At 69.4% G+C, this 25,547-nt stretch carries 20 protein-coding genes, 2 tRNA genes and 1 pseudogene; 8 read left to right on the top strand and 15 right to left on the bottom strand.

The features are described 5' to 3' along the window. Positions 1 to 30: 30 nt before the first annotated feature. The 7 genes from V1460_RS01545 to V1460_RS01515 all read right to left on the bottom strand — a co-directional run bounded on the left by V1460_RS01545 (position 31) and on the right by V1460_RS01515 (position 8,748). Complete coding sequence (locus tag V1460_RS01545; RefSeq protein WP_338671656.1) at positions 31 to 2,322, bottom strand: glycosyltransferase family 39 protein; 2,292 nt, start codon at positions 2,320 to 2,322, stop codon at positions 31 to 33. After that, positions 2,319 to 3,857: a bifunctional glycosyltransferase family 2/GtrA family protein gene (locus V1460_RS01540; protein WP_338671655.1), complete on the bottom strand. Its 1,539-nt coding sequence runs from the start codon at positions 3,855 to 3,857 to the stop codon at positions 2,319 to 2,321. The genes V1460_RS01545 and V1460_RS01540 overlap by 4 nt, the downstream gene beginning before the upstream one ends. A 190-nt stretch (positions 3,858 to 4,047) precedes the next feature. Next, positions 4,048 to 5,553, bottom strand: coding sequence for an ATP-binding protein (locus tag V1460_RS01535; RefSeq protein ID WP_407077585.1), 1,506 nt, complete (start codon positions 5,551 to 5,553; stop codon positions 4,048 to 4,050). A gap of 64 nt (positions 5,554 to 5,617) precedes the next feature. Continuing rightward, on the bottom strand, positions 5,618 to 6,352 hold the full coding sequence (locus V1460_RS01530; protein WP_338671653.1) for a response regulator transcription factor: 735 nt from the start codon (positions 6,350 to 6,352) through the stop codon (positions 5,618 to 5,620). Positions 6,353 to 6,430: 78 nt separating this feature from the next. After that, positions 6,431 to 7,372 (bottom strand): amidohydrolase family protein, encoded by a 942-nt coding sequence (locus V1460_RS01525; protein ID WP_338671652.1) that lies wholly within the window; start codon positions 7,370 to 7,372, stop codon positions 6,431 to 6,433. Beyond that, positions 7,356 to 7,700, bottom strand: coding sequence for an antibiotic biosynthesis monooxygenase (locus V1460_RS01520; RefSeq protein ID WP_338671651.1), 345 nt, complete (start codon positions 7,698 to 7,700; stop codon positions 7,356 to 7,358). The genes V1460_RS01525 and V1460_RS01520 overlap by 17 nt, the downstream gene beginning before the upstream one ends. A gap of 145 nt (positions 7,701 to 7,845) precedes the next feature. Further along, positions 7,846 to 8,748, bottom strand: a complete 903-nt coding sequence (locus V1460_RS01515; RefSeq protein WP_407077378.1) for a DUF2797 domain-containing protein — start codon at positions 8,746 to 8,748, stop codon at positions 7,846 to 7,848. A gap of 41 nt (positions 8,749 to 8,789) precedes the next feature. Between V1460_RS01515 and V1460_RS01510 the strand changes: the two genes are divergently transcribed. From V1460_RS01510 to V1460_RS01500, 3 genes are all read left to right on the top strand, one after another. Then, positions 8,790 to 9,650, top strand: a complete 861-nt coding sequence (locus V1460_RS01510) for a hypothetical protein (protein WP_338671650.1) — start codon at positions 8,790 to 8,792, stop codon at positions 9,648 to 9,650. A gap of 1,247 nt (positions 9,651 to 10,897) precedes the next feature. Next, positions 10,898 to 11,197, top strand: coding sequence for a hypothetical protein (locus V1460_RS01505; protein ID WP_123975809.1), 300 nt, complete (start codon positions 10,898 to 10,900; stop codon positions 11,195 to 11,197). Positions 11,198 to 11,705: 508 nt separating this feature from the next. Continuing rightward, positions 11,706 to 12,200 (top strand): hypothetical protein, encoded by a 495-nt coding sequence (locus V1460_RS01500; RefSeq protein ID WP_338671649.1) that lies wholly within the window; start codon positions 11,706 to 11,708, stop codon positions 12,198 to 12,200. An 83-nt stretch (positions 12,201 to 12,283) separates the two neighbouring features. Here V1460_RS01500 and V1460_RS01495 read toward each other — a convergent pair whose 3' ends face one another. Continuing rightward, entirely contained in the window at positions 12,284 to 12,664 is a 381-nt protein-coding gene (locus tag V1460_RS01495; RefSeq protein WP_338671648.1) for a hypothetical protein, read from the bottom strand. A gap of 290 nt (positions 12,665 to 12,954) precedes the next feature. Here V1460_RS01495 and V1460_RS01490 point away from each other — a divergent pair, with 290 nt between their 5' ends. Then, positions 12,955 to 13,098, top strand: a complete 144-nt coding sequence (locus tag V1460_RS01490; protein ID WP_338671647.1) for a hypothetical protein — start codon at positions 12,955 to 12,957, stop codon at positions 13,096 to 13,098. Between the two features lie 210 nt (positions 13,099 to 13,308). Here V1460_RS01490 and V1460_RS01485 read toward each other — a convergent pair whose 3' ends face one another. Further along, positions 13,309 to 14,604, bottom strand: a complete 1,296-nt coding sequence (locus tag V1460_RS01485; RefSeq protein ID WP_338671646.1) for an ISAs1 family transposase — start codon at positions 14,602 to 14,604, stop codon at positions 13,309 to 13,311. A 1,613-nt stretch (positions 14,605 to 16,217) separates the two neighbouring features. Between V1460_RS01485 and V1460_RS01480 the strand changes: the two genes are divergently transcribed. Then, positions 16,218 to 17,567 carry an ISL3 family transposase gene (locus tag V1460_RS01480; RefSeq protein ID WP_338671528.1) on the top strand — a complete coding sequence of 450 codons (1,350 nt, stop codon included), beginning with the start codon at positions 16,218 to 16,220 and terminating at the stop codon, positions 17,565 to 17,567. 475 nt (positions 17,568 to 18,042) lie between these two features. Here V1460_RS01480 and V1460_RS01475 read toward each other — a convergent pair whose 3' ends face one another. The 4 genes and pseudogenes from V1460_RS01475 to V1460_RS01460 form a co-directional block, all read right to left on the bottom strand. Beyond that, positions 18,043 to 18,675 (bottom strand): NAD(P)-binding domain-containing protein, encoded by a 633-nt coding sequence (locus V1460_RS01475; protein WP_338671644.1) that lies wholly within the window; start codon positions 18,673 to 18,675, stop codon positions 18,043 to 18,045. Beyond that, the gene (locus tag V1460_RS01470) at positions 18,672 to 18,812 is read right to left on the bottom strand and encodes a hypothetical protein (protein WP_338671643.1); all 141 of its coding nucleotides are present in this window, start codon (positions 18,810 to 18,812) and stop codon (positions 18,672 to 18,674) included. Before V1460_RS01470 ends, V1460_RS01475 begins: the two co-directional genes overlap by 4 nt. Before the next feature lie 9 nt (positions 18,813 to 18,821). Then, positions 18,822 to 19,259, bottom strand: a complete 438-nt coding sequence (locus tag V1460_RS01465) for a guanylate kinase (protein ID WP_338671641.1) — start codon at positions 19,257 to 19,259, stop codon at positions 18,822 to 18,824. A 315-nt stretch (positions 19,260 to 19,574) separates the two neighbouring features. After that, a pseudogene (locus tag V1460_RS01460) lies at positions 19,575 to 19,988 on the bottom strand (hypothetical protein); the annotation flags it as partial. Between V1460_RS01460 and V1460_RS01455 the strand changes: the two are divergent. Continuing rightward, positions 19,956 to 20,330, top strand: coding sequence for a tyrosine-type recombinase/integrase (locus V1460_RS01455; protein ID WP_338671638.1), 375 nt, complete (start codon positions 19,956 to 19,958; stop codon positions 20,328 to 20,330). The pseudogene V1460_RS01460 and the gene V1460_RS01455 sit on opposite strands and share 33 nt — an antisense overlap. A gap of 80 nt (positions 20,331 to 20,410) precedes the next feature. Here the strand turns inward: V1460_RS01455 and V1460_RS01450 are convergent. Further along, positions 20,411 to 20,483: transfer RNA gene (locus V1460_RS01450), tRNA-Arg, on the bottom strand. Positions 20,484 to 20,702: 219 nt separating this feature from the next. Continuing rightward, a tRNA-Ser gene (locus V1460_RS01445) sits at positions 20,703 to 20,793 on the bottom strand. Between the two features lie 333 nt (positions 20,794 to 21,126). Between V1460_RS01445 and V1460_RS01440 the strand changes: the two genes are divergently transcribed. Together V1460_RS01440 and V1460_RS01435 are read left to right on the top strand one after the other, a co-directional pair. Then, positions 21,127 to 21,633, top strand: a complete 507-nt coding sequence (locus tag V1460_RS01440; RefSeq protein WP_338671637.1) for an SSI family serine proteinase inhibitor — start codon at positions 21,127 to 21,129, stop codon at positions 21,631 to 21,633. A 218-nt stretch (positions 21,634 to 21,851) separates the two neighbouring features. Further along, positions 21,852 to 25,538, top strand: coding sequence for a PAS domain-containing protein (locus V1460_RS01435; protein ID WP_338671635.1), 3,687 nt, complete (start codon positions 21,852 to 21,854; stop codon positions 25,536 to 25,538). Positions 25,539 to 25,547: the final 9 nt, after the last annotated feature.

Raw genomic sequence — 25,547 nt, 5'->3', positions numbered from 1 at the left:
CCGTATAGGGGATTCTCGTACGCTGTATAGCTATTTTCTGGCGGTCAGGTCGTAGAGGGTGGTGTCGCCCACCGTGACCTGGGAGAAGTTCTCCTGGACCCAGGTGGAGACCTCGCTGCTGCTGCCGCTTTCTCCGCCCCGGCCCCCGTCGCCCATACCGCCGCTGCCCGCGATGAAGTAGTGGATCTTCCCGGCGGCGACGTACTGCTTGAACTGCGCGAGGGTCGGCGACGGGTCGGTGCCGTTGAAGCCACCGATCGGCATCACCGCCTCCTCGGCGGCGAGCTGGTAGCTGGCCGCGTTCTGGGCGCCGACAGTGGCCGCTGCCCAGGTGTACGCGGAGGCGTTCTCCTTCAGCTTGGCGGTGGTGGCCGCGTCGACCTGGGCGCCGTTGAGCAGACCGCCCATCCCGCCACCGCGACCGCCGCCCTGGTTCTGGCCCTGGGCACCCTGGCCCTGGCCGCCTGGCCGGCCCATGCCACCGCCCTGGCTCATGCCACCACCGGGCATACCGCCGCCCTGACCACGCAACTGGCCCTGCCCCTGACCGGGCACCATCCCCTGGCCGCCCTGGTGCCGGCCGCCCGGCTGCATCATCCCGCCGCCACCGGGCCCACCGGTCTGGCCGCCGGGCCCGCGGCCGCCGCCACCGCCCGGACCACGCTGCCCGGACGCCGGTCCGGCCGTCACGATCGATCCCTGGTGACCGGAGTCCAGGGTGGCGAGCGTGTACGCGAAAGGCCCGGCGAGCGCGGTCGCCAAGGCGAGCCCCGCGGCGCCCAGCGTCAGACGCCGTCCGACGGAGGTGGCGAACAGCAGCCCAACCGCCGCGGCGACCCCGCCGATCAGCACCAGCACGCCAAGCCAGGGCACGAAGTCGGGCGCCCGCTCAAGCAGCACATACGCCCACACCGCCGTGACCGCCGTGGTACCAGCGAGAGCCGCCCGCGCGGCCGGCCGGCCGCGCTCCTCCCACAGCAGCGTCGCCCCCATACCGACGAGTGCGGCGATGTACGGAGCAAGCGCCACCGTGTAGTAGTCGTGGTAGATCCCCGCCATGAAACTGAAGACGGCGACGGTCGTCACCAGGCAACCGCCCCAGACCAGGAACGCGGCCCATGCCGTGTCCGTCCGCTGCGCCCGGCCGCGCCAGGTGAGCACCAGCCCGGCGACCAGAAGGATCAGGGCGGCGGGCAGCAGCCAGGAGATCTGGCCGCCGCTGCCGTCACCGAACATCCGACCGATGCCGGTCTCGCCCCAGCCACCACCACCGGGTCCACCGCGCGTTCCACCGCCGCCCACGCTGCCCGGCTCGTCGCCACTGATCCGGCCGAAGCCGTTGTAGCCGAAGGTCAGCTCCAGAAAGCTGTTGGACTGCGAGCCGCCGATGTACGGACGCGAGCCCGTCGGCCACAGCTCGACGATCGCGACCCACCAGCCGCCCGAGACGATCAGCGCCCCACCCGCGAGTGCGAGCTGGCTCAGCCGCCGCCGCAGGGTCGTCGGGGCGCACACCCCGTACACCGCCGCGAGGGACGGAACGACGAGGAAGGCCTGGAGGGTCTTGGTGAGAAACGCGAAGCCCACCGCGACACCGGCCCACAGCAGCCACTTCGTCCTGGCGTCCTCCAGAGCGCGCAGCACACAGTAGACCGCCACCGTCGTCAGCAGAACGAGCAGCGCGTCGGGGTTGTTGAAGCGGAACATCAGCGCGGCGACCGGGGTGAGCGCCAGCACACCGCCCGCGATCATTCCCGCGGCCGCGCTGAACCGCCTGCGGACGGCGGCGTACAGGACGCCGACCGCCGCCACGCCCATCAGGACCTCGGGCACCAGGATCTGCCAGGAGCCGAGGCCGAACAGGCGCACGGACAGGGCCATCGGCCAGAGCGCGGCCGGGGGCTTGTCGACGGTGATGGAGTTCCCGGCGTCGGAGGATCCGAAGAAGAACGCCTTCCAGCTCTCGCTGCCCGCCTGCACGGCCGCGGAGTAGAAGGAGTTGGCGTAGCCGGAGGAGCTGAGGTTGTAGAAGTACAGCACCGCGGTGAGCAGCAGCAGGCCGAGTAGCGCGGGACGCACCCAACTGGCGTCGCCGGGCCGGCCCTGCCGGAGGCGGGCGAGCCGGCCGGCGGTGCCGGAGCCCGCCGCGGTAGGCGTCGCGACCGGCTCAGGCGCGGAGGCGTCCGCCGTGTACGCGGCGGGCGCCTCCGCGGCGGCTGCGGCGTTCCGCTTCCGAAAGGCCCAGCCCGGAGGCAGCGGCGAGTCGGCATCGGACGTGCTGTGCTCGCGCGGGCCGTCGTAGCCCTGTGATGCCGTTGTCATCCGTGCTGCCTCGTGTTCGTCGTCGGTGGCCGGCCGTGGTCACCGTTGCCCTGGTCGTACTGGTCGTACCGCCCCTGATGTCCGTACCGGCCGTGCTCGCCGTATCCGCCCCGGGGGTGGCCGTACTGCCCGTGCCGCTCGCCGAACCAGCCCGGCTGCGCCGCGGTGTTGCGGCCGTGATCGGCGTACGCGGCGTGATCGGCGTGATCGGAGTTCCCGCTCATCGCCGGCGACGGCTCGGCCCGAGGCTCGACCACGGGTGCGGACACCGCTTCACCCTCTGCCTCCGTGCTGTCACGGCGGTCCGGGAACACCCACGCCCGCAGCAGCACGAACCGCACCACCGTCGCCGCGAGGTTGGCGACGACCAGGACCGCGAGCTCCGTGCTGTGGGAGGCGTCACCGACGGCCGCGTCGAGAAGGGCGAGCGAACCGCTCGTCAAGGCGAGGCCGATCCCGAAGACCACCAGCCCCTGCACCTGGTGCCGCAGTGCCCGCTCCCTGCCCCGTACACCGAAGGTGAGCCGCCGGTTTGCCGCAGTGTTGGCGATGGCGGAGACCAACAGCGCTCCGGTGTTCGCGAGTTGCGGTCCGAAACCCAACCGGAAGAGGGAGTAGAGGAGCAGATAGAACAGCGTCGACAGCGCCCCGACCACGCAGAAGCCCACCAGTTGCCGGGCGAGCCCGCGCGGCACTCCGCTGATCTCCCGGTCCCTCGGGTCGTCGCCGAACGGCCGGGCGAGGCGGTCGAGCGGCAGGGCGCCGGATGCCAGGGCCCTGCCCACCCGCCAGACGCCCTTGAGGTCCTCGACCGCCGTGCTGACGATGTGCACCGTGGAATCGGGGTCGTCCACCCAGTCCACCGGCACCTCGTGGATGCGCAGCCCCGCCCGCTCGGCAAGCACGAGCAGTTCGGTGTCGAAGAACCAGCCGGTGTCCTCGACCATCGGCAGCAGCCGCTCGGCCACATCGCGCCGGATGGCTTTGAAACCGCACTGGGCATCGGAGAAGTGCGCCTGGAGCGATCCGCGCAGGATGAGGTTGTAGGACCGCGAGATGAACTCCCGCTTCGGCCCCCGGACCACCCGCGACGACCGCGCCAGCCGCGAGCCGATCGCCAGGTCCGAGTGGCCCGAGATCAGCGGCGCGACAAGCGGCAGCAGGGCGTTGAGGTCGGTGGACAGGTCCACATCCATATACGCGAGCACGGGCGCGTCGGACGCGCCCCAGACGGTCCGCAGAGCCCGCCCGCGCCCCTTCTCCTCCAGCCGGAAGGCCCGCACTTCGGGAATCGCCGCGTCGAGCGCCGCCGAGATCTCGGGCGTACGGTCGGTGCTCGCGTTGTCGGCGACGGTGATCCTGAACCCGTACGGGAACGTGCCTGCCAGATGGTCGTGGAGCCGCCGCACACAGGGCTCCAGGTCCTTCTCTTCGTTGTAGACGGGGATCACGACGTCCAGTACGGGAGTGCCGGCTGCCCCGACGGGCAGATGCTCCCGTGCCGGCAGGGTGCCCAGCGCAATGTCGGTTCGCATGGCCATGACTCTCGCCAAAGCGCCTGTCACGGCTGTGTGGTGTGCCTGTGGGACGACTATGAGTGGTCCGGGCGACCTGTGAGTCGTGCCGGACGGCGAAGCGCGGGTGGCGAGAAGGGAAAGCGGACCGAGAGCCCGAACGCAGCGCGGGCCGCGCGGGCTCACAGGAACCGCGCGCGGCCCGCTGAGGCTACGCAGGCGTCGGCGGCGGCGACTGCTCGCACGGCAGTCGGACCGTGAACACCGTGCTCCCCGGCACGCTCTCCACCGAGACCGTGCCACGGTGCGCGGACACCACGGCCTGCACGATCGCGAGACCCAGTCCGGTGGAGGTCGGACCGTCCGCCGCCCGTGACCGGGAGACGTCGCCGCGGGCGAAGCGCTCGAAGACATGGGGGAGCAGCTTGTCCGGGATTCCGGGCCCGTCGTCCCAAACCTCCAGGGCGACCGCCCGTCCCCCGCCGAGCGGGCGTACGCAGGCGGTGACCGTGGTGCCCGGTGGGGTGTGGGTACGCGCGTTGGCCAGCAGATTGACCAGCACCTGGTGCAGTCTGGCGCCGTCGCCGGAGACCTTCACCGGCTCATCGGGCAGCGCAAGCCGCCAGTTGTGGTCCCGGCCGGCCGCCCGGGCGTCGCTCACCGCGTCCACGACGAGCATGGTGAGGTCGGTCTCCTCGTACGAGAGCGGGCGCCCGGCGTCCAACCTGGCCAGCAGCAGCAGATCCTCCACCAGACCGGTCATCCGCTCGGCCTCGGACTCGATCCGCCGCAGCGCCTGCCGGGTGTCGGGACCGGTCTCCTCGCGGCTGCGGCGCGGGAGTTCGGCATAGCCGCGGATCGAGGCCAGCGGGGTGCGCAGTTCATGGCTGGCGTCCGCGACGAACTGCCGCACACGGGTCTCGCTCACCTGGCGGGCGTCCAGGGCGGAATGGACATGGTCGAGCATCCGGTTGAGTGCGGCGCCGACCTGCCCGACCTCGGTACGCGGATCGGCTTCCGCGTCCGGGACACGCTCGTGCAGTGCCACCTCACCCTTGTGCAGGGGAAGTTCGGAGACACGGGTGGCGGTGGCTGCGACCCGGCGCAGCGGCCTGAGTGCGACGCCCACCAGGGAACTGCCCGCCAGGGCCGCGGCGATGAGGCCGGCTCCGGTCACACACAACTCGACGACGATGAGCGTGCTGACGGTGCTCTGCGCATCGGCGAGCGGTACGCCCACCAGGAAGTCGCCGCGCTCGCCCTCGCCGTACTCCACGAGGTAGTCGCCGAGCCCCGGGATCTCCACGGTGTGCGATTCACGGTCGCGGGGAACTCCCGCCAGCGCGGCGAGTTCGGCGGCCGACAGCTCACGGTCGTCGAGTTTCGGTCGGCCGGCGTTCTGCTTCTGGACCGAGACCACACCGTCGACGATCTGGCCTTTGCTGTCCACCTGCGCCCCGATGGCGCCGATCGGCGCTCCACCGCTGGTCACAAAGTTGAGCGGCTTCCCGAGCGGCGGCGCCCCGCCCCGCGCGCCCTGCGGGGGACCGCCCGCGCGCAGCGCGAAGTCGTGCACCTGCCGGTCCCGCTGCTGGTACAGATGGCTACGCAGGGCGACGGTGGTGACCGTGCCGATCACCGCGGTCGCGACCGCGATCAACGCGAGTGCTGACACGACCAGCCGGGTCCGCAGGGTCCACCGTCCAGGCCTGCGCATGCGGATCATGCGGTACCGCTCCTCATTCCTTCGCTTCCGGCTTGCTTCACTCCGAGCCGGGGGTTCACTCTCCCGGTTTGATCAGGTAGCCCGCGCCCCGCCGGGTGTGGATCATCGGTGTACGACCGGCGTCGATCTTGCGCCGGAGGTAGGAGATGTAGAGCTCGACGACATTGGCCTGCCCACCGAAGTCGTACGACCACACCCGGTCGAGGATCTGCGCCTTGCTGAGCACCCGGCGCGGATTGCGCATGAGATAGCGCAGCAGCTCGAACTCGGTGGCGGTGAGGTGGATGCCCACGCCGTCCCTGGTCACCTCGTGGCTGTCCTCGTCGAGGACGAGATCGCCGACCACGAGCATCGACTCGCTGCGCGCGGTGGCCGCCCCCGACCGCCGGATCAGCCCGCGCAGCCGCGCCACGACCTCCTCCAGGCTGAACGGCTTGGTGACATAGTCGTCACCGCCCGCGGTCAGACCCGCGATCCGGTCCTCGACGGCGTCCTTCGCCGTGAGGAACAGCACGGGCACTTCGGGCAGCTCCCGGCGCAGCTTGCCGAGCACGGCAAGCCCGTCCATGTCCGGGAGCATCATGTCCAGGACCACGGCGTCGGGCCGGAAGGAACGCGCCGTGGTCATCGCACTCGCGCCGTCGCCGGCGCTGCACACCTCCCACCCTTCGTAGCGCAGGGCCATGGAGAGCAGCTCGGTGAGCGAGGTCTCGTCGTCCACGACGAGCACCCGGACGGGGCCACCGTCCGGCCTGCGCATTTCGGCACGTCCCTGAGAGGTCGTCGTCATGAGCACACCTTGCGGCAGAGCGGTAAGAGCTACCTTTCCGTTTCCTGTGATTTTCCTAAGAACGTCACAGCGGGGTAATCAATGGAACAGCCGTGCTCCATTCTCGTAGCAGACCGCTCGCAGCCAGTCGTCGCCGAGCCCCAGCCGTCCCGCCAGCCGCTCCAGCGCCTCCAGCTGGTGCAGATACGGATACGGGATGTTGGGGAAGTCCGAACCGAGCAGCACCCGCTCCCCCAGATCCGCGAGCCGCCCGCGCTCGTCGACCGGAAACGGCCTGAGGCGCTCGCTGAAGTCCGTGAACGCCATCGTCGTGTCGAGACGGACCTGTCCGTAGCGCTCCGCCAGGTCCAGGAAGTCGGTGTACTCGGGCATCCCCATGTGCGCCACGATCAGCGGCAGCCCCGGATGGCGCCCGAGCAGCCGCCCGATCGGCTCGGGCCCCGTGTACTTGCCGGGAGCCGGACCGGACCCGCAGTGCATCACCACCGGGATCCGTGCCTCGGCGAGCAGCCCCCACACCGGATCGAGCAGCGGATCGTTGGCGTCGTAATCCCCCACCTGGAGATGGGACTTGAAGACCCGCGCTCCGCTCACGACCGCCTCACGGACATAGCGCTCCACTCCCGGCTCGGGATAGAGCGTCGCCGTGTGCAGGCAGCCAGGGGTGCGGGCGGCGAAGTCCGCGGCCCAGCCGTTGAGCCACTCGGCCATGCCGGGTTTGTGCGGATAGAGCATCGAGGTGAATGCCCGCACCCCGAACCCCCTCAGCAAGGCGACCCGCCGGTCCTCCTCCTCGCGATAGGTGATGGACCATTCAAGGCCGGTCAGTGGTCCGGCGGAGTCGAAGTACGCCCACACCTTGTCCAGCACCCGCTTGGGCATGAAGTGCGTGTGGACGTCCACGAGCCCGGGCAGCCCGAGCCGCTCCCGGAAGTCCCGAACGGCCGCGGTCTCGTCCTCGAATCCTCCGGAGTCCCTGCCGCCCCCGACTCCCCCGACACCGCTATTCGGCGCGCACATGGCCGTAACTCCGTTCCACCCGACCGACATGGACGCTGTACCGCTCGTACCACTCCGCACGGCCCCGCCGCTGCGCGCTCTGGTGCTCCAGGTCCATCCGCCAGGCGGCGATGGCCTCCTCGTCCCGGAAGTACCCGACGGTGATCCCGAGACCGCCCGGCGTGCGGGCGGACTCGTACCCGAGGAAGCCCGGCACCCCGGCGACGAGTTCCTCCATGCGCCGGGCTGTCTCGGTGTACGCGTCGTGATCGCCATCAGGCCGCAGCCGGGAGGTGAACACGACGGTGTAGTAGGGCGGTTCGATCCCCGCCACGAGGTGATCGCTCATGCCGACCACCCTCCGACGTGCGTCGACGCGGTGTCCAGGCTCCCAGCCCAAAGGGATCCGAGTCTTTACCGAGCCCGCTGCCGATGCGGCCGGTGGACCGAAGCGGCCGGTGGACCGAAGCAGTCGGTGCACAGACACGGCGGGCTCAGAAAAGCCCGTCCTGCACCCCCCGCGGCAGTTCCTCCAGCGGGACGGTGACGGCGTCGCGCGGATCGGCCGCCACCAGCTCCCACCCGGCCATCACCCGGGTGTCCACCACGATGATCCGCCCGTCGGCACCGGCCAGATGCAGATCGGGCCCGGCTGCGGCCACCAGCCGCCCGGCGACCGTCCCGCCCTCCACCAACTCCCGTACGGCGGCCGAAGCCACCGGGGCACCGTCGAGCCCGAAAACGGCCACCTGGTCGGCCGGCCGGAACGGCACTCGCTCCAGCGCCTCGGGCAGTGCATCGAGGACGACGGCACGCGCGTGCAGCGCATCGAGCTCCGCCGCCCGCTCCCGCACCGTGGACGGCAGGAGGGCACGCACCGCACGCTTCTGCGCGTACGGAATCCGGTCCGGCACCCCGAGCGCCGCCCGCAGCAGTTCCTCCGTACGCCGCGCCGCCATCAGCGGCCCCCGCCCCAGCCAGCCGAACACCACCGCCCCCTGCTCCAACAGCCGCGCGCTGCCCCGCTCCTCCGCGGTGATCCCCACCTTCACCAGACCTGGCCCGAACCACGCCAGATACACGCGGTACGGCCGCGGATCGTCGGCGATCGTGTCGGCGGCCACCGAGTGCGCCCGGTCCAGCCGCGCGCACTCCGGGCACAACCCTCCCGTGCTGCGTCCCGGCACCACGGCCCCGAGCGGACAGGCGTTCCCCCGAGCTCCCTGGCACTCCCGCGCCCCGACGGCCCGGAACCCGAGCTCCCGCCCGTACCCGAGGCCGCCGTCACGCCGCTCGGCACCCCGCCCCCACCGCAGCACGGGCACGGCCGCCTCCCAGTCCCAGCCCATCCCGCGGAACCGCCACCGGCCGCCTGTGTCACCACCCATGCGGTCCATCCTCCACCCCTCGGAGGCGCCGTGCTCCTACGCTTGCGGGCGTGCGTCACATCGAGAAGCGGGCCGAAGGGGCGGGACCTTTCACCACCAGACTGACCTGGCGCCCCGCGGCCGGCGGGATCGCGGTGTGGGAGTCACGCGCGGCACGCAAACGCGGCACGCTGAGGGTCAGGGCCGCCGAAGAAGCACCGGAAACCCGGCAGCCGGCCGACGCAGCCTCCATCGGCAGGCTGGGGACCCTGAACACCGTGGCGGCGGTGACCTTCACCATCGGCGGCGCGCTGTTCGCCGCAGGCGCTGCGATCGCCATCGCCGGCGCCGCCGCCCTTACCAGCGCGCTGGTCTACTTCGCGGGCGGCCTGTCCTTCAACGCGGGCGGCTACGCCTCCCTGCTCCAGACGATCAACGCACCCACCCTGGGCACCACGGCCGACACGGCGGACACACTGGAGACCCGCCGCTGGCGCTGGTGGAGCTACGAGCCGATGCGGATCGACTGGCTCAGCACGTTCGTCCTGTTCGCCGGGACCCTGGTGTTCGGCCTCAACCTCCTCGACTCGTTCCTGCAGGGGCTCTCCACCCAACAGGCCAACCGGCTCATCTGGACCCCCGACATGGTGGGCTGCCTGCTCTTCCTGATCTCGGGGCACCTCGCGCTGGAAGAGGTGTGCCATGGCCACCCGGACCTCCGGCCGCACGACCTCGGCTGGTGGATCGTGGCGGTCAACCAGGCCGGTTCGGTGCTCTTCATGATCTCGGCCCTGGCCGACTTCAACATTCCGAGTACCGGCAGCCTGGTAAACGCCTCGATCGCCAACTGGGGAACCCTCACCGGCGCTCTGTGCTTCTCCGTCGGCGGCGTGCTCCAGTTGTTCGAGCGCCCTCAGCCGGCGGACCGCTGAGCCACCGGTTGCCGCGGAGGCCACGGATGCCGCGACTGCGGTACGCCACCGCCGTGCCGCCGCCCGCCAGCACCCCCGCGAGCGCCAGCGCGTTCACATACGCGCCGACGACCTCAGCGGTGCGCGGCGACAGGACCAGCACGATGACGATCACCGTGATGAGTCCACTGAACCGACCGGGATGTGAATCCTGGGCACAAGCCACCACACTCGACATGGAATCTCCTGGGGGTGCGGGCAGTTGAGGCACCATCATGACCTCCGGCCGGGGACACCACGCAAAGACAATCCAGAGCAACGCCGTAATGTTTGCAAATGTAACCCAACAGGCGGAAGGGTTGAGAAATCGCAAGGAAGGGCCACACGGACCGAATCTTCACTGGAAGCTTTCGCAAAGATCGCCACAGTCGGCAAGAGAGGAGCGGCCGGGCAGACCCTTGCCGGGCACGCGGCACCCGGCAAGGGTCGATACCGCCGAGGCACTCCAGGCCCGACCGGAAGGCGGTCAGGCCGTGGGCATAGGGACACGGCTGGCGGAGCGCCTCGCGGCCACGCCGACCGCGTGAACCCCGCGACGGCTCCCCGGGATTGCCGCCCCTCTCACCTGATATGCGCCGCAGTCGTCTACGTCTGCTCAGCATGACCATGAGGGACTGCTGCATGATCGGGTGACAGCGTGACCTGCCGTCCGAGTGCGTGGCGGCGCTCCGTGCTCGGCGTGCTCAGCAAATCGCCGACCGAAAGGGCGCGGGGGCAACTGGAAGGGCACGGGCCATGAGCCTCGCCTTTCCCCTGCCGAGCCGCACAACCTGAACCGTTCCTTCGAGACGCCGCGCACCCGCCGATGTCCGCAAAAGCTTTCACGACCTGCGCCTCGCTCCTCCACGAACAGGGCGCCGACTCCCGCATGACCATGGAAGTCCTCGGCCGGCTCGATCCGCGTGGCCATGGACATCCACACCTTCGTCCGGCTCGACTCCCAGCGATCCGCCTTCGACCGTGTCTGGGACGCACTGACGGGCGATGGCACAGATCCGGACAATGACGACGGCGTGGCCGGTGCCCTCGTAGTCGTCCAGAAGCCTCCGGCCCGTGGACCAGCCGAGAAGCGCAAGATCCACCGCTGTCCGAAAGGTGATCACTCGTTTGCGGGACTTCGGCATACAGGGCCGATTCGGTGACGAGCCTTCCATCGGTTGCCGGTGACAGCCGAGCAATCCAACCCCCCTACACGAAGGAAGTCGACAATGAGCTTCATCCAGACCGGCAAGATCGACCTGAGGTCCGACAACCCGATCGAGACGAGCGGGGGCAACACCTCGACCTTCACGCGGGTCACGTTTCCGACCCCGTTCCCTGCCGGTTCCAACGTCGTCGTCCTCCCGCTGACCCAGACCTTCAACGGCCCGGAGACCCCGGGGATCCGCGTCCATGACGTCACGAACACGGGCTTCCTGATCCGCCTCAACGAGGTGTACGCCGGCGCCACCAAGAGCGACGGAAAGCACACCACCGAAACCATCGGATGGCTGGCCGCGACCGTCTGACGCACACGCTCCGGCCGGGCTCAGGAATACCTGCTCCTTCAAGCAGCGCCCCGCAAGAGCACTCCACGCACTCTGAGGCGGCTGTCGTCAAGCACTGCCGTCAAGGCAAAAGCCAGAGGCCCTGTGGATCACTCCACAGGGCCTCTGGTCTGTTGTGCACTCGTCAGGATTCGAACCTGCAACCTTCTGAATCCGTAGCTCTGGAGAGATCGGTCATCGCAGGTCATTCGGGCCACAGACAGGGTCACAAGGGCCGATGGTGGGTGCTGGCGATTGCTGGGGTTGCTGTACTTCGCTGCTGTACCGCACTGCTCCGATCAAACGCTCACCGATCTCTCTCTGAAGGCCGTCGCCCCCTCGCCGAGCTCCATACGGCCTGACTCCGCCATCCTGCGCTGGACCACAAACCCGGCGTGGGTCACAGATTGGACACCCCTCTTGCACACCCTGCACACACAGCGCGGTTGGGCACTACGGTCGCTCCACCCGAAACACTCTGGGGGACGAAATGACCAACCCATACGCGACTCCCATACCGCCTGCACCACGCCCGCCCGACACCCGTCCGCTCCACAAGCGCGTGCTCGTGTGGGTTGGCGGCACGGCCCTGTTGATCACGGGCACGCTCATCGGCTCGGCCGGGGACGACGGGCAACAGTCCATCGCGACCAAGGTCAAACCCGCGACGACCGTTACCGCGACCGTCACAGCCACGCCCGAGCCCGGCCCGACCATCACCGAGACCGTCAAGGCCAAGGCGAAACCCGGCCCCACGGTCACCGTCACCAAGACCGCAACGGCCAAAACCGCCGACAGCGGCAGAGGAAACAGCAGCGGTCAGGACAGCATCGGCACGTGCTCCATCGTCTCCAACTCGGGAAACTGCTACTCGGCAGGGCAGTTCTGCCGGAACAGCGACCACGGCGCCATCACCACCACCGCGGGCGGCACGAAGATCAAGTGCACGTACAGCTCGAACGCATGGCGCTGGACCTACATCTGACGGGCCGATGCAGCCGCTCATCAGGCCGCTTCCGACAAGGTGCGGTGCGCCGCCTCAAGGTTGGCAGCCAACACGCTTTCCGACTAGACAGCTTTCGGGGCGGCATCGTCGCGTCCGGCGCGGAACTCGTCCAATAGGTCGAAGAACATGTCCAGGGGTTGGATGCCCGCAGCTTCTGCTGCCCGTTCGATCTCGACAGCCCAGCCGACCGCGCTTGAGTACTCCATGCCGAGCCGCGGCCAAAGCCACTCGCTGAACGGTCCGAAGTGCTCGAAGTCCGTCACTGCTGGCGCTCCATGGATCTCGCAGGCGACGCTGTACCCGTACAGGATCGACTGGAGATGCAAGATGGAACGGCCTCGTACGTACATGCCTGGCCGTAGGCGAACGTCGTCGAGAAAGTCGTGTACGCCGTCCAGTTCGTGGAGCGGTCTCGGCATGGGGAGCTTTGCACTGCTAGTCACGCCGGTACCTCCAGCATTCGTTGGCCATCATGGCTCCTGACGTAGGGCCTTGCTTCGTCCCAACACCGCCTGGCTCGACCACCCCGACAACATCGTGGCCACCCTCACGGACTCCTGATCCCACGAACCTCCGCCTACGGCCCGTCATCACCGGTACGGGCCGCTCCTTCGGGGTGCTTGCTGCGCTGGCTGTTCGCCGTGTCGCTGTTGCGCGCTGGCAGGCAGGGGCAGCTGGGAGCGGTGGCGGCCTTTGGCCGCCAGCGCGCGCGGTCCGTCGTAGGCGGGCCGCCTTGATCCGGGTGACCATGGACGTCTACACCTTCGTCCGGCTCGACTCCCAGCGATCCGCCTTCGATCGCGTCGGCGACGCGCTGAGGGGTGACGGCAATGATCCGGACGATGACGACGGCCCAGCCGGTGTCCTCGTAGCCTAAGGCTGTCCCGTAGTCCGCGGTGGATCAGCGCGCGGCGTCAGACGTACGGGGTCTCCCCCGGCCCTTGGGGCCGAGGGGACGCGGCGCAAGACGGAGGAAAACCCTCATGCTGGGCGTATTCGGGCAATTCGACAACGCAGCATGGGGCACCATCCGGCGAAGCCAGGGGGAGTGCAGGGCCCCGGCGAGTGCCTGGATCGTCCGGTTTGATCATGTGATGCCGTAGAGGGCTAGGAGGCGGGGGCGCTCGGTGTGGGCTCGTCGTCCGGCGGCGATGTTGACGTAGCCGGCGAGCTTGAGCGCGCTGCGGATCAGGTCGCGGAGGGCAGCGAGTACGGCGGGCGCGTTGTGGGTCCTGACCTGGGACTTGTCCTCGTTGAAGGTGACATCTCGACACCAGTGGACGGTATTTTCCACGGTCCAGTGCCCGCGAGCCCAGGACGCGATCTCGGCTGCGTTCGCTTCCTCGGCGGGCAGGTCGGTGATGGCGTAGACGGTCTCGCTGGACCATTTTTTCGCCCCGTAGAGACGGCGACGGCGCTGGATCCGCAGGACCTGGGCCGCGTGCGGGAAGAGCAGGCCCTCGACGGTGACGACCTGCACGAGCCGCTGCTCGTGACGGCCGTGGCCCCGGGCGTCGTCGCGATGGATCACGGGGATCTCCTTCCAGGGCAGGGCGTGGAGTTGACGGGCCTGGCCGCGCTGGTTGTTCTTGATGGTCAGCAGGTAGTGAGCGCCGCGTTCGCGCAGGTAGATGGCGTGGTCGCGTTGGGCGTGGAGGGCATCGGCGGTAACGACCACCCCCGCGAGATCCGCGTCGTCGATTCTGTCGAGGAGAGGTGCGAACTCGGGGATTTCGTTGGTCTTCGCGCCGATCTCGCGGGAGGCGAGAGTGACACCGTCGCCGTGACGGACGGCGGACAGGACGAAGACCCGGCTGCAGTCCGGGCGCCTCGCGCCGCGCAGGCACTTGCCGTCCACCGCGATCGCCCGCCGCCGGAGCCGTACCGGCTCGGCGCGGGCGGCCGCCCGGTGGGCCCGGCGCTGTTCACGCTCAGCCCCACCGTCGGGCATTACCGGCTCCGGCCGGTGAGGCTGTGCGGACAGCAGAGGCCGAAGGTAGTCGTAGCTGGCCGCGCCGATCTCACCGGGATCGAGCCGCCCCAGGACGCTGCGCAGGGTCTTCTCGCTCGGCACCCGGTAGCGGCCAAGGAGTGGGTGGTAGGGCAAGCCGAAGGCGGCCAGTTCCTCCGACGTCGCACGTCGGCACCACTCCGCCGCCGCGGTGATCGAGTCGTGGCCGGACGGGGTCATCGCGCAGACCACCAGGGCCAGCAGCGAGGAGAGCCGGTACCGCACTCCGCAAGCCCCTCTCGGATCAGTGACCGATTCGAACTCGGCTACCAGGCAGCGGACTTGCTCCTTGGCGGCGCTCTCGCCGAGGGCTTCCAGGCGGGGCGCATGAGGCACGGGGGCAGCGACAGGGAATGATGGAGGAACGAACACGGCACCTTCGTGGATCTTGCAGCGTAGAGAACTACATGATCCACAGGTGCCGTGTTCACCTGCTTCCCGGGGCCACCACCGAGATCAACACCCCAGGCCGGGACGATCCAGGCACTCGCCGGGGCCCTGGCCCTGAGGGGGAGTGCCGTAGCTGTCGTCGCGCGCCCGCCGGGGATTACGGGACATCCCCCCTTGGCCGTCTTAGCCGTCTGATCCGCTCCGGAATACGGTTGCCGTCAAACACTGCCGTCAAGGCATAAAGCAGCGGCCCTGTGGATCACTCCACAGGGCCTCTGACGTGCTGTGCACTCGGCAGGATTCGAACCTGCAACCTTCTGATCCGTAGGCGCGTGCACCCCCGGATGCAGGGCCCGGGACCGAGCGTATCCCGGGCCGTGGTCCAACAGTCGGCAGCGCCGTCCTTCCGTGGGGGTGCGCCGATGCGCGTGCACGTTGATGTCAGCTGTTGATGTCAGCGCACGGATGGGCAGGCGCTCGCGTTTCCGGCTCGGGATGGCTCGCCACAACGAGGCGCGTTAGTCCACCCCTTATCCGCACAACGCGGACACCACAGGGCCAGCAGCCTGACCCCCTCAAGCCAATCATCATCGGAACCATAAATTCCTGATGGGTGAATTCAGTGAAGGAACGAGCAAGTTATCCCACTTGCGCCCATTAACCCCCTTCACGTGTCCGAAAAATGAGATCGGCAGCATAGGATTATTTGGCTCGCCAGGTCCCGCAACGAGATCCCCATAAACTCCGAAGGGCTACCGACCCGCGAGCTCAATCTCAGCAAACTCTCGACCATCAAACAGGCGAAAGCGAGGGCCGCCCGTGCGCCTCAAGTCTCGAATTGCGACCGTCACACTCACCGCTGCACTCTCTGCCGTATTCAGCATATCGACCGCATCCGCAAGTGACACCGTTGGCTGGGCACCCGTTGCCACCAACAGCAATTGGAGCTGTACGGGATACCAGGACATGCTCTTCGCTCCTGGCATGAAACTGAAGTCATGCATCATTCGGAATGCGAATCAGGATGCACAGGGAGTTCTGGTGATCCAGAACACTTCCGGGCGAGCCTACGACATCAACAATTCTGACGAAAACAGCAGGGTTTGGTTCGAATCGGACAATGGGGGGGATGTCTGGTGCGCATTCACTACCATTAACGATGGATTCACGCGCGGCTGCTTCGGGAAGACCGTCCACGTGGGCTGCAGGACGACATCGACAGCCAGCGTTCGTCTCGCAATTCGAGACCCCAGGGATGGATTCAAGACTGCCGCAACAGTGGTAAAGAGTGGCGTACCTTCCGGGTGCTAATCTCCTTTTTAAGGAAACCGTGCCTTGGGGAGCTTTTCTGAGGAACGCTCCCCAAGGCGCATCTCTGGCCCTCGGGGATGGCTTCGAGATTACTGAATGTGGCAGGTTCGGCGAGCCGCCGTTGGCGGGTCTTCGAATTTAGTGGGGGGTGCGGCGGTGACGGGCGCGCTCGCCGGTCACGCTGTGTGAGGTGGTTGGGGTGCGGGCGCCCTGGACGCAAGGAGCCCGCGGGCCTTCGTGATCATGGTTGTTGTCTAGGCAACCGATCATGAAACCCCACGGGCTTGAACAGCGACGATACCGGCATCAACGAAGCGGCAACGCGACTTCTGGGGCTGGAGGGGGTGAGTGTGACGCAGGTCAAGGACGACGGGGCGGGCGGTTCGACGGTGTACGTGGTCACGAGCGAGGACTCCGCCCGGGCCTGCCCCTCGTGCGGGGTCTTCGCCACCCGGCTGAAGGACTACCGCACCACCCGGCCCCGGCACCTGCCCTGCGGTGGACGCCCTGTGAGTATCCGGTGGCGCAAGGCACGCTGGTACTGCGCCGAACCCGCGTGCGAGCGCGGCTCGTTCACCGAGGCGATCCACGCGGTGCCCGCCGGGATGCGCACCACCACCGCCCTGCGCCGGGCGGCGGGGGCCGCGGTCTGCGACGGATCCCGCACCGTCGTGCAGGCCGGCCGCGACCTGTCCTTGAGCTGGCCCATCGTGCAGCGATGCTTCGAGGACTACGCCGCGACGGTCCTGCCCGAGACGCCGCCCGCGACCGAGGCGGTCGGGATCGACGAGACCCGGCGGGGCAAGCCGGTCTGGGCCCAGAACCCGGCCACGCAGAAGTGGGAACTGGTCGCGGACGCCTGGCACATCGGCTTCGTCGACGTGATCGGCGGGCAAGGACTGTTCGGGCAGGTCGAAGGCCGCAACGCCACCTCGGTCGCCGACTGGCTCAGCTCCCAGCCCGCATCCTGGCGGGCACAGGTGCGCTACGTCGCCATCGACCTGTGTTCCACCTTCCGCGCCGCCGTCCACCGTGCCCTGCCGCACGCGACCGTGGTCGTCGACTGCTTCCACATCGTGCAACTCGCCCAGCGCCACCTCGCCGACCTGCGCCGACGCCTCACCTGGCGGCAGCACGGCCGCCGGGCCCGCAAGGGCGACGGCATCTACACCGTCCGCAAACTCCTGCGCCGCAACAAAGAAGACCTCACCGAAGACCAACGCCTCCTCCTGAAGACCGAGTTGGAGTACATGGGCACCTACGGCCGGCAGATCCACGCGGCCTGGCAGGCCAAGGAACTCCTGCGCGACCTCCTCGGCCTGGCCGTCAGCCGCACCCACCACGCCCCCGACCGCTCCGCGATCTCCGCCGCCCGCCACCGCTTCTTCACCCACGTCGCCGACCACGCCCACCTGCACGAACTCCTCACCCTCGCCGAGACCATCGAGCAGTGGTGGGACGGCATCGAGACCTACCTGACCACCGGCATCACCAACGCCGCCTCCGAAGGCAACAACCGCCTCATCAAGCTCGAAGCGCGTAACGCCTTCGGCTTCCGCAACCGCGCCAACCAGCGCCTACGCTCACGCTGTGCGACCACCCGCCGGAGCCGACGGCAGGCGCACCCCCACTAAATTCGAAGACCCCCGTTGGCTGACTCTGCTCGGGGTTCACAGTGGAGGTTTCGTCATGCCCCGCCCCGCCTGCTCCGAAAGGGCCCCACCGCGGACGGTGGGGCCCTTCGACGTCGTGCCCGGTGAGGCACTGGCGGAGGATACGAGATTCGAACTCGTGAGGGGTTGCCCCCAACACGCTTTCGGAGTCTGTTTATGCAGGCCAGGGCCGCATTCGCAAGCGTCCGCCTGTGTTCACATGCGTTCCCGGGCCCTCGAAAATCCGCTGTACGTGCGGCCGTGAACACCGCCGTACGGAGCTGAATGAGACGGAAACTGAGACGGAAGCCCTTGGCGTAGCGTCGCCGTGTGCCTGGTCTAGGTCGGCCCCCTGTCTGGGCCCATATGGAGTTCCTCCAGTACGAGCGCGAGATCCGGCGACGTGTCCTTGAGCCCTGCCCACCTCTCCATCACGGTGGCTGCGGCGTTGGCCAGATCAGAGGGGAGTCCTGCCTCGCTCCTCGGCGATGTCGAGTAGCTCTGCCCCCACTCCGTGGTCACTGGCGAGGGCGTAGGCGACGGCGGCCAGTGCGCGGCTGGTCTTCTGGTAGGTGCTGTACGACAGCTTGAGGGCGGATGCCTTCCCGATGCCACCGGACAGGGCGCGCGCCTGGACGGCGCTCCCCTCGAAGAGCCGGGCGACCGGGGGCAGCGCGTCGGCGGGGCCGGAGAGGTAGAGGCGAGGGCGCTTGGAGTCCGACGGGGGAGACCCGATCACGGCTCCGTCTACGGCGGTCGCTCCGGATTGCTGCACGATGGCGCTGATGTTGGCCATTGTCGCGGGGGAGACCGCGTTCCCGTCGACGTAGATCCGGGCGTACGAGCACGCCGCGATGTCCCGCGCCACGTCTTCGGCAACGGCGGGCGGGCACAGGTTCAGGATGATGTCGGCCCGCTCGGCCATCTCGCTCAGTGCTCGTACCGGTGTGAGTCCGTACCTCTCGGCCCGTGTCTTGCTGCTTGCACTGCGACCGACCGGGCACCACAGAACCTCAGCACCGGAGCGCCGCGCCTGAGCGGCGACGGCGACTCCCATGCTGCCCGGGTGCAGGATGCCTAGCGCCGTCATCCGACAAGCTCCCGGATGTTCCGGCTCTCGGCCGCGGCGGTCGCTGCGAGGGCGTCGATGATGGCGCTGGCGGACTCGGCGGGGTTGAGCTGGTCGGTCCGCAGGATGAGGGTCCAAGGCGCGGTTTCGTTGTCCAACAGGTCCTCTCAGGTCTCGTGCCAGACCTTCAACCGAGCCTCGACGTCCTTGTCTCCGCGGCCGACGGAGCGCGACGCCGTGACATCCAGCGGGCACCACAGGAGCACACGAATCCAGTGCAAGGGGAAGGCTGCCACCGCGCTGGCCCCTGCGACCTGCCCCATGTGCAGAACCGGGATGCGGTCGGCGTCGACCAAGGCCGCGACGCCCTGCCGGTCGATCGCGTACTCAGCGTCGTAGCGGGCGTTGCGGTAGAGGAGTTCTCCCGCCCGCGACAGCTCTTCGATGCGGTCTGCGGTCGTGATCCGGTATCCGGTCGTGCGCCCGGGGCCGGCCTTGAGCCGCTCGAAGAGTGCGAACTCCGGTCGGAGCTGTGTCAGTGCACTGGTGATGGTGTCCTTGCCGGAGCCGGGCGGCCCGTAGAGGATCACGCCGGACGACGTCACAGCCCACCGCCGCACAGCACGTCGCGCGCTTCGTCCACCATGGGCGACGGCAGCGCCAAGACGGTTGTCGACGACGAAGTGCGGACCCTGCGGACGGAACTTCAGATCGAGCCCCAGGCAGGGCTTCGGCGTAGTCGCGTGACGTCCGGTTCGTGATCATGCGAGGCCGAGGAGTGCGAGGGGTCGGCGAGGGTCGCGGGCGTTGCGGCGGAGGCCGGCGGCGATGTTCTTGACTCCGCTCAGGCGGAGGGCTCCGATGGCGAGGTTGCGCCAGGTGGCCATCGCGCGGGGCGCGTTGCCGGTCCGCAGCTGGGAGGCGTCTTCGGCGAAGGTGGGGTCGCGGACGTGGTGCAGGGCCTCGATCTTCCAGTGGTCGCTGACGAGTTCGGCGAGCTGGGCCGCGGTGGCCTGCTCGGCGGTCAGGCTGGTGACGGCGTAGACCGTCTTGACGGTGGTCCTGCCGGTCTTGCGGTCGGTGCGCCGACGCTTGATCTGGACGGCTTGGCGGCCCCGGGGAAGGGAAGGCTGTTCACGGTGGCGACCTTGATCCGGCGGATCTCCGAGCGGCCGTAGCCGATGCCCCGGGTACGTCCCTGAAGCGGGATGTCCTTCCAGGGAAGGGACTTGAGCTGGCGGCGCAGCTTCTTCTGGTTGCCCTTGACGATCACGACGCCCCCGTAGCCGAAGGAGCGGAAGGTGGCTGGCAAGAAGTGGAAGCCGCTCGATCACCAGCCGACCGGCCTCATCTTCACCACGTCGACTGGCCGGGCCACGGACCCCCGGAGCCTGAACAGGGTGCTGACGATCCTCTGCACCAACACGATGGTACGACGGGTCCGGGTGCACGACCTACACCACACGTGCGCCTCGCTTCACCTTGCACAGGGTGTGGATGCTCGGACCATCATGGAGACGCTCGGGCACAGCACGATCACGATGACGCTCGACACCTACGCCCACGTCATGCAGACGACGCTCAAGGCGGCAGCCGATCGGATGGATGACGCGCTAAGTCTTGACGAGGCCAGCGAGGAAGGGTGCGAAGAACCCGAGGAGCCGACAGCTGCCTGATCCGTCCGGCCGCACGCGTTGATGTCACCCGCTGATGTCAAAGGCCCCCTGGGCGATATCCAGGGGGCCTCTGGCCTGTGTGCACTCGGCAGGATTCGAACCTGCAACCTTCTGATCCGTAGTCAGATGCTCTATCCGTTAAGCTACGAGTGCTTGGCTTCCCGGGCTTTTCTGCCTGGTCGGCGTTGCGGGAACAACATTACATGACCTGCGCCGTCAGACGAAATCCATTAGCCGCACCCCACCTGACCTGCACATATGCCCGGACGTGCTTATCCGTGCACCATCGGGCTCGACCAGGGACGAGCCCGATCGGGCGTCCCCGGAAACGACCGAAGCCCCGACCATGAGGCCGGGGCTTCGGTGTTGGTGCGGAGGCGGAGGGATTTGAACCCTCGATGGGCTTTAAGACCCAAACCGCATTAGCAGTGCGGCGCCATAGACCGGACTAGGCGACGCCTCCAGCACACCCGCGCGAGCGCGAGTGGTGTGTGCAGATGATGACACAGCCGGGTGGCCCGTCACCAATCGCTCCCCACGGTACTAGTCACGCGGGCCCCGGAGCAAAGAACATTCCCGGCGCGTGCCGGTCGACGAGCAGGCCGACCGGGACGACCCTCGGGAGGACGGGCAGAGCGGACGGGATGGACGAGGCGGACCGCGCGAGCGGCTCTGCCGCGGAACGCGGGAGCCGCCCACTCGGGTGAGTCCGGTTTGCGCAACGCGCGGGCGCGCGGAGCGTTAGAGATGCCGGGGCGGTCGGCCGCCCCTCAACCATGACCATCCAGGAGCATCCATGCTGCGCCGTCTCGCTATGACCGCCACGGCATCCGTGGCCACTCTCCTCGCCGTCGCCCCCGGTGCGCCCGCATCCGCTGACCCGGCCGCGGGGCCGGCGCCGGCCCCGGCGCCCGCCGCATCGCCGGCCGAGACGCAGGGACTCCCGCTCCCGCTACTCCAACCGGAGGAGCCCACCGACCGGCTCATCGTGACCACCGCGCAGACGGGCAACCCGAGGGCTGACGGCACCTATGAGCTGAACTGCGGACCGGCCGGCGGTTCGCACCCCGCGGCGAAGGCGGCCTGCGCCCGGCTGGAGCGGCTGGGTGAGGGCGGGAAGGACCCCTTCGCGCCGGTCGGCGAGGACCGGATGTGCGCGCAGCAGTACGGGGGCCCGGCGACCGCCCGCGTCAAGGGAACGTGGCGGGGCAAGCCGGTGGATGCCACCTTCGCCCGTCGCAACGGCTGCGAGATCGGCCGGTGGCGGGCGATGGAGCCGGTACTGCCGACCGCCAGGTCGTAGCGGCCGGGCGAGGCGGGGCGCCCGACCGGCATCGTGCCCGTAGCAGAGGGAGCGCCGCGGCGGCCCCGTACACAGAACCTCAGTGAGAGCTCCCCCTCATCCACCGCCGAACGGCCACCCCCTGCCTTTAGACTCCCTTCAGTGGCAGGCCGCGGTCCGAGAGGGAAGATGGGGCCGGCCATCCGAAGAACGTAGTAGGTCAGGGAGGAAGCGTCGTCGTGAGCAGCAGGCCATCCCGAGGCGCTGCTCGCCTCGCAGCCATACTCGACGCCCTTCCGGACGGGCTCGTACTCGTCAACTGCAACGGCACGGTGGTCAACGCCAACACCATCGCCCTTGAGATGTTCGAGACACCGGGTACGGCACTGGTGGGGCGAGGGCTGCTCGATCTCCTTCCGTCCTTCGATTCCAAGCTGATCCCGGGCTCGATGCGGCGGCCCGAATCCGCCGACGCGCGGGGCAGGACCAAGCCGACCCGGATGACCGCGCGACGCACCGACGGCGGCGAGTTCCCCGTCGAGGTGACCAGCGCCAGTCTGGAGGACGGCCGACAGGCGTACGCGGCGGCCGGCGGCGGCAACAGCAACGGCTTCCCCGGCGGCGCGGGCGGCTACACCGGCGACGAGCTGCTCATGCTCGTCGTCCGCGATCTTTCCGGCACTGTCGACACCGAGGTCGAACTCGCCCGCTCGCAGCGCCAGACCGAGATGATCCTGCGAGCCGCCGCCGAAGGCGTCGTCGGCACGGACACCGACGGCCGCGTGGTGCTCGTGAACCCGGCAGCGGCGCAGATCCTCGGCTATCGCGCAAGCGACCTCGGCGGCCGGGAGCTGCACACGCTGATCCTGCACTCGCGGCCGGACGGCGAGCCGTTCCCGTACGAGGACTCACCGCTCGCCGACACCCTCAAGTCGGGCCGCAAGCACCGTGTGCGTGGACAGGTGCTGTACGCCAAGAGCGGCGAGAAGATCCCGGTCGACCTGACGACGGCCCCGGTACGGGACGGGGAGCTGCTGGTCGGCGCGGTGATGACGTTCACCGACCGGCGGCCTTACGAGGAACTGCTGACCAGCCACACCGCGGAGATCGCCGAACGCGACGAGCGGCACACCACCGAGATCAGCGCGCTGGCCGAGAAGCACACCGCCGAGCTGACTGCGCTGGCCGAGCAGCACACCGCTGAGCTCGCGGACCGGACCGAGCGGTACGCGGCCGAGGCCGAGGAGCGCGCGGAGCGGGAGAGCGCGGCGAACGCCCGGCTGAATCAGCTGACCGCCGTGCTCGGCGACTCGCTGCGCGGACCGCTGGAGGAACTACGCGGCGAGCTCGGCAAGCTGGCGGCCGACCCGGCGGGCCAGCTCTGGCCCGAAGCGAACCAGATACTGCACCACCTGGCGGCCGGCTACGCCCGGATGACCACCCTGGTCGACAACGTGCTGGGTTTCCAGCGCCTGGACTCGGGCGCGGAGCCGCTCCAGCGGGCCAAGGTCCTGCTCGACGGGGTGGTCGCGGCCGGTGTGGAAGGCGCTGTGGAGCTGATCGGCCAGGGACGGGCCCAGTTCGCCGTGCACGCCCCGCGGATCGAAGCCGAGGTGGACGCGACCCGGCTGGCGACCGCGCTGGCCCATCTGATCGCGGATGTCGCCGGGGTCGACTCGACCGGGCGCGCCCGGGTCGTGGCGTCGGCCGGCGGCGGCTACGTCGACTCCACGATCGTGGTGGCGGCGGCGCAGCGCGGGGATGTCGTACGGATCGAGGTACGCGGCCCCTACCCAGGGGGCGACCCGGTGCATGAGCCGATCGTGCGCGGGGTCGTGCTGGCCCATGGCGGTCTGCTCCAGACGCACGAGGTGCCGGGGATGAGCGGCAGCGCGTACGTGCTCGAAGTGCCGCTCGGTGAGGGCGCCGGGATCGTGGCCGCGGCTCCGGAGGCTCCCGCCGAGCTCGTACCGGCCGGGCCCGCTGCCGAGACCTCCGGTGGCGGTGGTGGTCGCAGGCGGGCGCGCCGGGCGAGCACGGACGCGTTCCTTGAGAACCCCATAGCAGCGGAGGCAACCGAAACACCTGCATCCGAGCCATCGGACGAGCCCTCCGCCGTCGTCGCTGTCGCCGGCACCGGGCGCCGGCGCGGGCGGCCCAGCCCCGCCGAGGCCACCGCGGAAGGCGACACGGCCCGCCCTGCGCTGGGCCCGGTGGTCCCGCCTCAGGGCGTCGGCCCCGTGGTCCACACTGCGCCCCAGCCGACGGGCCGCCGCGCGCGCCGGGTCGCCGCGGCACAAGCGGCGCTGCCCGCGCTGCCTCCGGCGTCCGGACCCGCGCCCGCGTCCGCGCCCGCTCTCGAACCGGCTCCCGGCCCCTCTCCTGCTCCCGGCCCCTCTCCCGCTCCCTCTCCTGCTCCCGTTGAAGACTCGGTGGCCGAGGTCGGCGCGGCGGCGTTGGAACCCGTCGGCCGACGTGCGCGCCGCGCACTGAGCGCCGCACCGGCACAGGCGCAGGCGCCCGAGGAGTCCCGAAGCGCGTTCGCCCTGCCGCCCGCCGAGGCAGACCGCGTGGTCGCCGCTGATTCGGGAACGGAGCACGCGGACCGCGACGACCGCGAGAACCGCGACGACCGCGAGGTCCATAAGGGTCGTCAGGATGCCGACGACTCCACGCACGGCGATCACACACCTCCGCAGGCGCACCCCGTGAGCCCCGAAGCCCCGGCGGCGAACGGCGCGCTGCCACAGCCCGCTCCCCAGCGGACCGCGCAGCCGCTGCCCGCCGAGGCACCCCCGCTGCCCGCAGATGCCTCTCAGGGCAGGTCGTTCAACGTGCGCACGCTGGGCCAGGGCGTGCCGTTCGCCCAGCAGGCCGCGCAATCCCAGGCGCAGATCCAGACGCAGGCTCAGGGCCAAACCCAGGGCCAGGGCCGCTCGCTCGGCGGCAACCAGCCGCTGGCCGCACGCCGCCGCAAGCTGTCCACCCGGCCCGACGACGACGCCACCGAGACGGGCTCCCGCCCGCTCCCCCAGCCCCCCGCCGTCCCCCAGCAGCGGATCCCCGCCACGCCTCCCGAGGGCCGCGCCTACGCGATCGGCGCCCCGGATGAGGGCGCGGAGGGCCCCGAACTGCTCGACGGCCCGGGTGGCGCGATCGAGATCGCGAACCAGCCCGCGCCCCTCCCCGTGGACGACGAACTGCCTCCGGAACCGCTGGACAATCCGCGCAGGCTGCTGGTCTGGCCGGCTCCGGATGTCGCCACCCAACAGGCTCTGACGGACCGCGGCTACCGTCCGGTGATCGTGCACTCGCGCGACGAGGTGGACGCGCAGATCGCCGCGTTCCCAGCGGCTCTGTTCGTCGACCCGCTGACGGGCCCGATCACCCGCACCGCTCTCCAGTCGTTGCGGCAGGCGGCCGTGGGGGCCGAGGTTCCCGTGCTGCTCGCGGCCGGTCTCGGCCAGGCCACCCGAGAGGCGGCGTACGGAGCCGACCCCGCCATACTCCTCAAGGCCCTCGCACCGCGCGACAGCGAGCAGCACCCGTCCCGTGTGCTGCTCATCGAGGAGAACGAGGACATCGCCACCGCGCTGACGGCGACCCTCGAACGCCGCGGCATGCAGGTGGCCCACGCCCTGGGCGACACCGACGCCGTCACCCTGGCCCAGCAGATGCGTCCGAACCTGGTGGTGATGGACCTGATGCAGATCCGTCGGCGCCGCGCCGGAGTCATCGACTGGCTCCGCGCGAACGGCCATCTGAACCGCACCCCGCTGGTCGTCTACACCTCGGCGGGCCTGGACCAGGCCGAACTCCCGAAGCTGTCGGCGGGCGAGACCGTGCTCTTCCTCGCGGAACGCTCCACGAGCACGGAGGTGCAGGGCCGCATCGTGGACCTGCTGGCGAAGATCGGTACGAACTGAAGCGGTCGA

It is taken from the genome of Streptomyces sp. SCSIO 30461, from assembly GCF_037023745.1.
GTDB lineage: Bacteria > Actinomycetota > Actinomycetes > Streptomycetales > Streptomycetaceae > Streptomyces.
The sequence above is the reverse complement of the archived record's forward strand: the minus strand, read 5'-3'. Positions and strand labels throughout refer to the sequence as shown.

Bases quoted from the DNA above. Each gene is read 5' to 3' on its own strand.
- V1460_RS01505 (WP_123975809.1), top strand. From the start codon at position 10,898: ATGAGCTTCATCCAGACCGGCAAGATCGACCTGAGGTCCGACAACCCG.
- V1460_RS01530 (WP_338671653.1), bottom strand. From the start codon at position 6,352: ATGACGACGACCTCTCAGGGACGTGCCGAAATGCGCAGGCCGGACGGT.
- V1460_RS01515 (WP_407077378.1), bottom strand. From the start codon at position 8,748: ATGGACCGCATGGGTGGTGACACAGGCGGCCGGTGGCGGTTCCGCGGG.
- V1460_RS01475 (WP_338671644.1), bottom strand. From the start codon at position 18,675: ATGACGGCGCTAGGCATCCTGCACCCGGGCAGCATGGGAGTCGCCGTC.
- V1460_RS01525 (WP_338671652.1), bottom strand. From the start codon at position 7,372: ATGTGCGCGCCGAATAGCGGTGTCGGGGGAGTCGGGGGCGGCAGGGAC.
- V1460_RS01540 (WP_338671655.1), bottom strand. From the start codon at position 3,857: ATGCGAACCGACATTGCGCTGGGCACCCTGCCGGCACGGGAGCATCTG.
- V1460_RS01520 (WP_338671651.1), bottom strand. From the start codon at position 7,700: ATGAGCGATCACCTCGTGGCGGGGATCGAACCGCCCTACTACACCGTC.
- V1460_RS01535 (WP_407077585.1), bottom strand. From the start codon at position 5,553: ATGCGCAGGCCTGGACGGTGGACCCTGCGGACCCGGCTGGTCGTGTCA.
- V1460_RS01545 (WP_338671656.1), bottom strand. From the start codon at position 2,322: ATGACAACGGCATCACAGGGCTACGACGGCCCGCGCGAGCACAGCACG.
- V1460_RS01440 (WP_338671637.1), top strand. From the start codon at position 21,127: ATGCTGCGCCGTCTCGCTATGACCGCCACGGCATCCGTGGCCACTCTC.
- V1460_RS01500 (WP_338671649.1), top strand. From the start codon at position 11,706: ATGACCAACCCATACGCGACTCCCATACCGCCTGCACCACGCCCGCCC.